Raw genomic sequence first — 7,392 nt, 5'->3', positions numbered from 1 at the left:
ACAGGCTTTTATCAAGAAAAACCCCGAAAAATCGACGAACCCCGAACCCGTCACCAGAGCGTGTCCAGAGTCCTGAGACCCGGGGTCCGTGTTTAGTAAGTACTGACTCTCACGTCACGAGTCTTCGGCTCGCCACCCTCTGTCCAGGTCAAGTGGGATGTTCCGGAGTCTGTACAAGGTGCCTATACCCGGGCGATTTAGTCCGTTGACTCTCGGCATGAGGACGCCACATAATGATGGTGCTTAGGTAGTTGTGGTCTGGATTCTTGAGTTTTTCTCTGGCCTTCCCGTAGGAAACAGCTTTACCGCTCAAACAGTGGTCGCTATGGCATTTTCTATCCCACCATTTGGGAAGGTGGGGTCTTTGTAACGAAACATGGAGAGTGAACGAATGGTACTCGGGTCACGTGGGTGTTTTCCGTGGTGAAGAAGACTTGGAAACGGTTCTTAGTTTGGGCGAAATCGAGCTTGGCAGGACAGAGGCTGCTATTGGCCGCGAAAACGTCACTGGCTGTGGGAGTGGCATGGATTCTAGCTCGTTACATGCCCGGAGTGGCGGATAAATATCCGTATTACGCTCCGCTGGGCGCTTTGGTTAGCATGTATCCGACATTGATGGGGTCGGTGCGAGCAGGATTGCAAACGTTGGCTGGACTTTTTATAGGCATTGCACTGGCCGCCGGGGTTCTTTTAGCAGGTACTCCGAATATTCTCAGCATTTCTTTGGCGGTAGGACTGGGTGTTTTGGTAGCAGGTGACCCTCGTTTGGGGGTGGGCAAAGATTATGTGCCCGTGGCTGTTCTCTTTGTTTTGATCGTTGGTGGGCAGGATGCGGATTCGTACTCGGTTGGGTACGCGCTGCAGATGGCCCTCGGGGTCACCGTAGGATTGGTCGTGAATCTGCTGATCTTCCCGCCTTTGGCCATAGATGCCGCTCGATTGCTGGTTTCTCGCGGTAGGAATCTGTTGGTCGGTCAGCTAGAGGACATCGCTCGTGCTTTGGTGGAGAGTTGGCCGCCGGAACGTGAAGATTGGTCTCAACGCTCAGGGCTTATTAACACTACTGTGAGTGAGATTAGGGGAGCGGCCTACCACGCGGATGAAAGCCGTAAAGGTAACCCCCGTGCCTACCTGCATTCCCGTCACCAGCTAGTCACTGAGAGCTTTGAAGACCTGAATACTTTGGAAGCCGTTGCCTTTAATATTCGTGATATTACAGAGGTTCTTTCCACTGTTATTTGGGGCAACGACTCTAACAATCGACTTCATCCAAATACTTGCAAGCCCATGAGCGAGTGTTTGCAATCGGTAGGATCTCTGATGAGTTCTTGGGATAAGGGAACGGCCGAGCAACGACATTTTGATCAAGCTCGGGAGGCACTTAATCTGCTTGATTCTGAACTGAAACGTTCGGCGCGTCAAAAGGACTTGTCGTTGACCCCAGGTGCTGCAGTAGCTTTCGATTGCGAGCGGATCTTAAACTCCCTGCACCAACGAATTATAAAAGATAGGGCAGAAGAACCGGTTTAGAATGAAAAGTTCATAGTACTCACCGTACCTAAAGTATTCTTTTTACCTTTCGTCTTAGGTGGTTACCGCAAGGTCAGCGTACGAGTTGTGCCTGGCGGTTTCGAAGCGAGGTATGCACTTCTTCGGGCAGTGTCTCGATGGGGACGAGGACGATGTCGTCCACTTTCCCGTTAATTTGGAGGCATTTTTACGGGCTTCAGCGAGTCTAGTAAGAGTAGGAGCGTGGCCATTACGCGGAACAACAATGACTCGATTTGTAACACGTGTCCTTGGTCCGGTATTCAAGACCCTACCTCGTCAACCTAAGGTAGCTCTTGTAGGCACTCAATATAGAAGTCCAGCACCGACATGTTCAAAGGTGTCCGCAACAAGAAATAGAGGGTGATTATGACAGGTGAGCAAACCTGGACAGTAGGTGATTTTTCAGTGCTCGTTTTAGTGCATGGTCGGGCGGACCATCTACGGCGTTTGTTGGCTGGTGTGAATGCCTCCAAGCTGCGTCCTACTGAGGTGGTGATCGTTTATATGGACGATTCCTGTCCGGCTCCGTTACGTTGTGATGTTCCTTTGCGCATCATCCACATTTCTTCCTCCCAGTCTCATTCGGGTTTGCCGTTGTCGCAAGCGCGGAATAGGGCTGCCGCGGCTGCCCAAACCCCAAACCTTATTTTCCTGGATGTGGATTCTATTCCCTCGTCGGACTTGTTCGGCACTTTCATGCAGGTGTTGAGCGAGGAGACTGTCCTAGCCATGGCAGAGCCACGATATTTGACGAAGCCGTTGGAGTCCACACTGGTAGCGGATGATAAGTCTTTACTCGCCGCCTCCATCAGACATCACACCCGTGATCGACTCCCCATGGAATCAAACATGTCCGGACATGCAATGTTCTGGTCTTTGGGTTTCGCAATCCACGCTAGTGTCTTTGCCGAAGTGGGTGGGTTCGATGAGAGTTATGCCGGATACGGCGGAGAGGATACTGATTTCGCGTTTCGAATCCGGGAGGCAAAAATCCCGGTGAAGTTCATAGAAGCACCGGTGTTCCATCAGCATCATGGGGTCTATAACCCGCCGTTGAACCACTTCTTGGAGATTGTTGAGAATGCTCGTTTGTTTCACTCCCGCTGGAGTGTATGGCCCATGGAAGGTTGGTTGAGGGCTTTTGCCCGTTTGGGCTTGATTTCTTGGATACCGTCTAGGGCTTCCCTCACTGTGCGGCGTATTCCTACGGCTGAAGAAATTCAAGCAGCTCATATCTCGGCGGCTTACTAGAAAATGACGGAGGTCTGGGCGTCTGTTGCCGTTGCATGCAAGAGATCGAGCAGTCTTTCATTGAAATTGGCCGGTTGAATAAAGAGAGTTTTTGCTAGCGCGTGTGGGTCACTGATTGCGGCCTGTTCTAGTATCCGTGGCCAATTTACCGATGTTGACCAGTTTTCGACCATCTCGAGACCAGCACGTTTGTGCAGAGCCACTGCAAAGGTCAGTTGCTCCGCATACGGGCGCTCTTCGGGCACTAACAGAACGGGTCTGTGGCAGTTCGCAGCAGCGACCACAGCGTTGTGTCCAGCAGAACTGATGATCACTGTAGCCGAGCGCATGATGGGTATTGGATCCGAAAGAACACCGTGGAGTCTCAAATTTGAAGGCAGCGGTGTGGCATCTGCTTCCACGGAACCCACAACGTCCCAGTCCCATTCTGGCGAAGCAGCGGCGGCTCGTGCCAGGTGCTCTAAGGGAATCGCGGATGCTAAGGATGTTTGCACTACCACTTTCTGCTGTCCCGGCGTGTAGGAAGTGTCATGACCGGGGGAAAACGAAGAATCCTTTGGCTCTGCCACCGAAAGGTAGTGAGTCTTGTAACCAAATTTCTCCAGATGCGTGGGATCTTCCAAACTGACAGGAAAGTAGCCGAAAATGGTGTCCGCCAACGAGTACGCCAGTTGGTGTGCCGGGTCGTTCCGATTACCTGGCATCCGACGGAAAGCAACCCGATAGCCACTCAATCGAGCGAAGAGTGCGACTTCTACGGAAACATCGACCATCACTACATCCGGAGCGAATTGTTTCCACGCCCTGTTGAGTTCCGCAAAACGTTGTTGAATGAGCTCGCCTGTAGGGGCGTAGTGCAAGAAAGATCCGGGCGGCAATGCTGGTTCAGGAATAGCAGCAATCACATCTGGAACTAGGCTCACATATTCCAAGTTGCCCTTCAGCAGAGCGTTGTTACGAGGACCTGTGCTGGTGACTTGAAGATCGAACAAATTGCTGGCCGCAATTTTTTGGGCATGACGCAGATGGCCAGTACCAAAATGATGGGCGTAGTAAGAAACCTTGTATCGGTTCATGACCCCTCTGAGGCTTGGGAGAAGGAACGATGAACCATAGAGTGAAGTATCCGCTCATAACCTTCGATCATTCCAGCCAGAGCGAACCTGCTGGCTCGTGCCTGAACCTGCTTACGGTCCATGTCTTTGGCTCGGGTCGCTGCCACCGATAGTGACTTACTGTCGCGGCTGTCAGCGACAACGCCTCCGGTCGTGCCAATGAGTTCAGCCATAGCACCGGCAGGTAGCGCAGCCACCGGGGTTCCACAGGCCATAGCTTCGAGCGTGGTGAGTCCGAACGGTTCCTCCCAGAGAGGAGAGGAGAGAAATACTTGGGACGAAGCGATCAAGCGCTGTAATTTTTGTTGATTTAGGTGTCCCAAATACATGATGTCATCATCGAGTTGCGGCTCAATCTGGCTCCGGAAGTACTCTTGGTCGTGGATGGGACCGGCAATACGCAATTTCAGGGACGCTTCACGTGCTGCGGCAATTGCCACGTGGGTACCTTTCTCCGCTGCGATACGTCCGGTCCAAGCCGCTACTGAATGTTTCGGCTCGGCCCACTCGTCCCAGTGCGACAAATCGATGCCATTGTGAACGATTTCAATGGTCGGTAGCCATTCTCGCCAAGGACATGCATTGGCTTCGGAGACAGTAACGTAACGGTGCCACTGCTGCAGCGTTGTGGCCGGATCCCTCAATATCTCAATCAATCGGGGTAGCGGCGGAGTATGCAGAACATGAAGGGTAGGTAACTGCATCAAAAGACGGTGGGGTACAGGGCTTAATGAATTATTCACCACCGCGTCAAAACAACCTGCCTGGATGAGTTTCACCGCTCGCTCCATGGCTCCGTCGAGGACCTCATGCTGTTCGTTAGTCCTCTCGTCCTCCGGGTACCCACGCACTACGAACCCAGCGTCAAGAACAGGGACCAGAGGGCAGCCAACAACACTGCCGCCTTTAGCGAAGAGTGTTACCTCATGACCTTGAGCAACCAATCCGGTAACCAGGTGCGCGGTGTGGGACTCCATACCCCCTGCGAATGGTGAGGTGATCGGATGGTGAAGATGGGCTAGGACGGCAATGCGCAAAGGGCTGGACCCTATAGGTACCTGGGATTTCATAGCAGCATCGACATGGCCAGCAGGCTCCCTTAATTTTTTTATTGCCTCAAGACGCGGACGGGGATCAATTCAGATTTCGTTACTATTAGATAACACAAGGACGTCACAAATACCAATTCACTCTTCCTAGCGGACAGCGTAGGTGTGAGTAGTCTTAACCATCGACCAGTTCCTAGTAGAGCCAGAGTGACCTGCGGAGGGCCGGCGGTGTCATACTCTCGAAGCAACAAGTTGGTTGAGTAGAGGAGTTGCTGGTGGGTCGTAGGGCGTTGTCGTTTTCGGATCGCGCGGATATCGCTGTAGGTATACTGGCTGGCAAGACGGATCGGCAGATCGGCGCGGATCTTGGCCGGGACCACACGATTATTTGGCGCGAACGCCACTGGAATTCGACGAAGACCCGTGACTACCGTCCGGTGTGTGCCGACTGTGCTGCCGAGCGCCGGCGAAGCCGTCCGTAGGCACGGAAAATCGATACAGATGTGGTTCTTGCAACCCGGCTGAAGGTGGATCTGGCCAGGTCGAGGGCGCCGCGGCAGATCCTAAGGCCGTTTGCGTTTAGAAGCCACAGACGCCAGCGTTGAGACCATGACGGAATCACCCGACGTCGAAGGCCACACCGTCTCCCACGAAGCGATCTACCGATGGATCTACGCCCTGACTAAGGGCGAGCTGACCAAGTCAGGAATCCTGCTGCAATCCAAGCGTACGAAGCGTAAATCCGTGAAGCCGCTGGGTGAACACAACGGTGGACGGATCATTGGCATGGTCAGCATTGATGACCGTTCCGAGGAAGCCTCAGATCGCCGTGTTCCCAGCGCGTGGGAGGGTGATTTGATGGTCGATAAAAGCAGCAAGAGTGCCATCGCAACCCTCGTTGAGAGGAACAGCAGGTTCCTGATCATGCTGGGCCTGCCCGAAGGTAAGAAGGCCGACGGACTCGCCGATGTCCTCATAGATCTGGTCAATGACCTGCCGGTGTTGATGCGCGGGTCCTTGACGTGGGACCAAGGCACCGAGATGGCCCGCCACGCCCAACTCACGCTGGCTACGGACTTGCCGGTGTATTTCGCGCACCCCCACTCGGCGTGGTAACGCCCGTCGAATGAGAACACGAATGGGCTGATCAGGGAGTACCTGCCCAAGGGTATCGAGCTGACCAGCCACCAGCCCTATCTAGACTCCATCGCGGACGAGCGCAACGACCGCCCCCGCGCCGTCCTGGGATTCCTGACACCCCGAGAAGTATTCACCAAGATGCTCAACGACGATGTTGCTAAGACCGCTGGACACCGCCCACCGCTGCTCGGGTTCTTGATTATCTATTCAAATTTCAGCAAACGAACGGTTGTTTACGACCTGATGATGGGTGGGCGAGTTCAAACGTTCAAGGTGTGAGAGTGATCAGCCAGCACTGAAGGACTCGTCGCCGTCTTCTTGGCCATGCTCGGAACCCGCACCTTCTCGGTTTGTTCCAGAGCCATCAGGGAGGGTATCCGGATTATTTTTATCGTCTCGTTGGGCGTTTTCGCTATCTTGTTTTTCGTGGGTGGACCCCTTGTGGTCTTTCCCTTCGAGATTTTCTTCGTTGGTGGATGCTTGCTTTCGCGTTTCCATGGTGACAGCGTCAACACTTGGGGGCATTTCTTGCTCCGGAGTGGGTGTGCCGTAGCCGCCTTCGGTTGGTTCTGGTTGTTGCGTCGGGTATTCACTGGTGCTCATAGTGTTCTCCTTCGTTGGTATCAAGGGTATAACAGTTCAATCTATTGTGGATATATCCAATAGTGTTGGGACTTACCGCGAATACAGTTGTTCTTATTCTGTGTTCATCGCTGATGCCACTGTTAGATAGTTTTTATTGAGTGTCTTGTTCGGTGGGGAGGGCTTCGTGGTGGGGTAGACCGTGTGTACGTCGGTCCTCTTTCATCTCTGCTTCAAAGAGATGACGTTTCCCTTCGGCTAGTTCATGCCTGGCCATAGACTCGGCTGCTTTAAACGCGGAGTAATACCCGTCGTCGTAGTCCTCTACTATCTGGAACGTCCACCGCCCATTGATGACGTTCCTACCGACTAGCTCTTGCTCCAGCTGTTCGGCCAGTGCCTCAGCACCGGATTCTCGCAGAAGCTCAACAGCTTCACCGAGCGCTAAATCTGCTTTACCTGTTAAGCGATGGAATCCATAGAGATATCCGCGGGCGTGCTCCACCACCTCTAAAGCTTCCGAGAGTTTCCCCAGTGCCTTGACGGTTGCATCACTAACCCCTGCGTCCCGCCGGTGGTCATCATCAGGTCCGTCGTCGCTCTTGAGAGTTCTCATGATTAGTAGCATAAGTCTTCTTATCCCAGTGCCCGCGTTGACTCATCAAAGATGCCCGCGTAGCTGTTATCGAAGAATCATTTGGTAA

The 7,392-nt window shown here is 53.3% G+C and carries 6 protein-coding genes and 1 pseudogene; 3 read left to right on the top strand and 4 right to left on the bottom strand.

Going from position 1 to position 7,392, the window contains the following annotated elements:
- Window positions 1–420 precede the first annotated feature (420 nt).
- Complete coding sequence (locus CVS29_RS17215) at window positions 421–1,530, top strand: FUSC family protein (protein WP_170121027.1); 1,110 nt, start codon at window positions 421–423, stop codon at window positions 1,528–1,530.
- Window positions 1,531–1,917: 387 nt separating this feature from the next.
- The gene (locus CVS29_RS17210; protein WP_110107752.1) at window positions 1,918–2,802 is read left to right on the top strand and encodes a glycosyltransferase family 2 protein; all 885 of its coding nucleotides are present in this window, start codon (window positions 1,918–1,920) and stop codon (window positions 2,800–2,802) included.
- Here the strand turns inward: CVS29_RS17210 and CVS29_RS17205 are convergent.
- Window positions 2,799–3,878 carry a hypothetical protein gene (locus CVS29_RS17205; protein WP_110107750.1) on the bottom strand — a complete coding sequence of 360 codons (1,080 nt, stop codon included), beginning with the start codon at window positions 3,876–3,878 and terminating at the stop codon, window positions 2,799–2,801. The two genes, CVS29_RS17210 and CVS29_RS17205, sit on opposite strands and share 4 nt — an antisense overlap.
- A complete protein-coding gene (locus CVS29_RS17200; RefSeq protein ID WP_170121026.1) occupies window positions 3,875–4,894 on the bottom strand; it encodes a glycosyltransferase in 1,020 nt (339 codons plus the stop codon). Before CVS29_RS17200 ends, CVS29_RS17205 begins: the two co-directional genes overlap by 4 nt.
- Window positions 4,895–5,241: 347 nt before the next feature.
- On the opposite strand from CVS29_RS17200, the pseudogene CVS29_RS19315 reads away from it, so the two are divergent.
- Window positions 5,242–6,274 (top strand): annotated as a pseudogene (locus CVS29_RS19315) (IS30 family transposase); the annotation flags it as partial.
- A 117-nt stretch (window positions 6,275–6,391) separates the two neighbouring features.
- On the opposite strand, the gene CVS29_RS17190 reads toward CVS29_RS19315, so the two are convergent.
- Complete coding sequence (locus CVS29_RS17190) at window positions 6,392–6,709, bottom strand: hypothetical protein (RefSeq protein ID WP_110107747.1); 318 nt, start codon at window positions 6,707–6,709, stop codon at window positions 6,392–6,394.
- A 133-nt stretch (window positions 6,710–6,842) separates the two neighbouring features.
- The gene (locus CVS29_RS17185) at window positions 6,843–7,304 is read right to left on the bottom strand and encodes a hypothetical protein (RefSeq protein ID WP_110107762.1); all 462 of its coding nucleotides are present in this window, start codon (window positions 7,302–7,304) and stop codon (window positions 6,843–6,845) included.
- Between the last annotated feature and the right edge of the window lie 88 nt (window positions 7,305–7,392).

Source organism: Arthrobacter psychrochitiniphilus, assembly GCF_003185915.1.
GTDB lineage: Bacteria > Actinomycetota > Actinomycetes > Actinomycetales > Micrococcaceae > Specibacter > Specibacter psychrochitiniphilus.
Note: the sequence above shows the minus strand (reverse complement) of the source record. Positions and strands in the feature narration are given on the sequence as shown.

Excerpts from the sequence above, each read along its gene's own strand:
- CVS29_RS17210 (WP_110107752.1), top strand. The coding sequence starts at position 1,918 with ATGACAGGTGAGCAAACCTGGACAGTAGGTGATTTTTCAGTGCTCGTT.
- CVS29_RS17205 (WP_110107750.1), bottom strand. The coding sequence starts at position 3,878 with ATGAACCGATACAAGGTTTCTTACTACGCCCATCATTTTGGTACTGGC.
- CVS29_RS17200 (WP_170121026.1), bottom strand. The coding sequence starts at position 4,894 with ATGGAGTCCCACACCGCGCACCTGGTTACCGGATTGGTTGCTCAAGGT.
- CVS29_RS17190 (WP_110107747.1), bottom strand. The coding sequence starts at position 6,709 with ATGAGCACCAGTGAATACCCGACGCAACAACCAGAACCAACCGAAGGC.
- CVS29_RS17185 (WP_110107762.1), bottom strand. The coding sequence starts at position 7,304 with ATGAGAACTCTCAAGAGCGACGACGGACCTGATGATGACCACCGGCGG.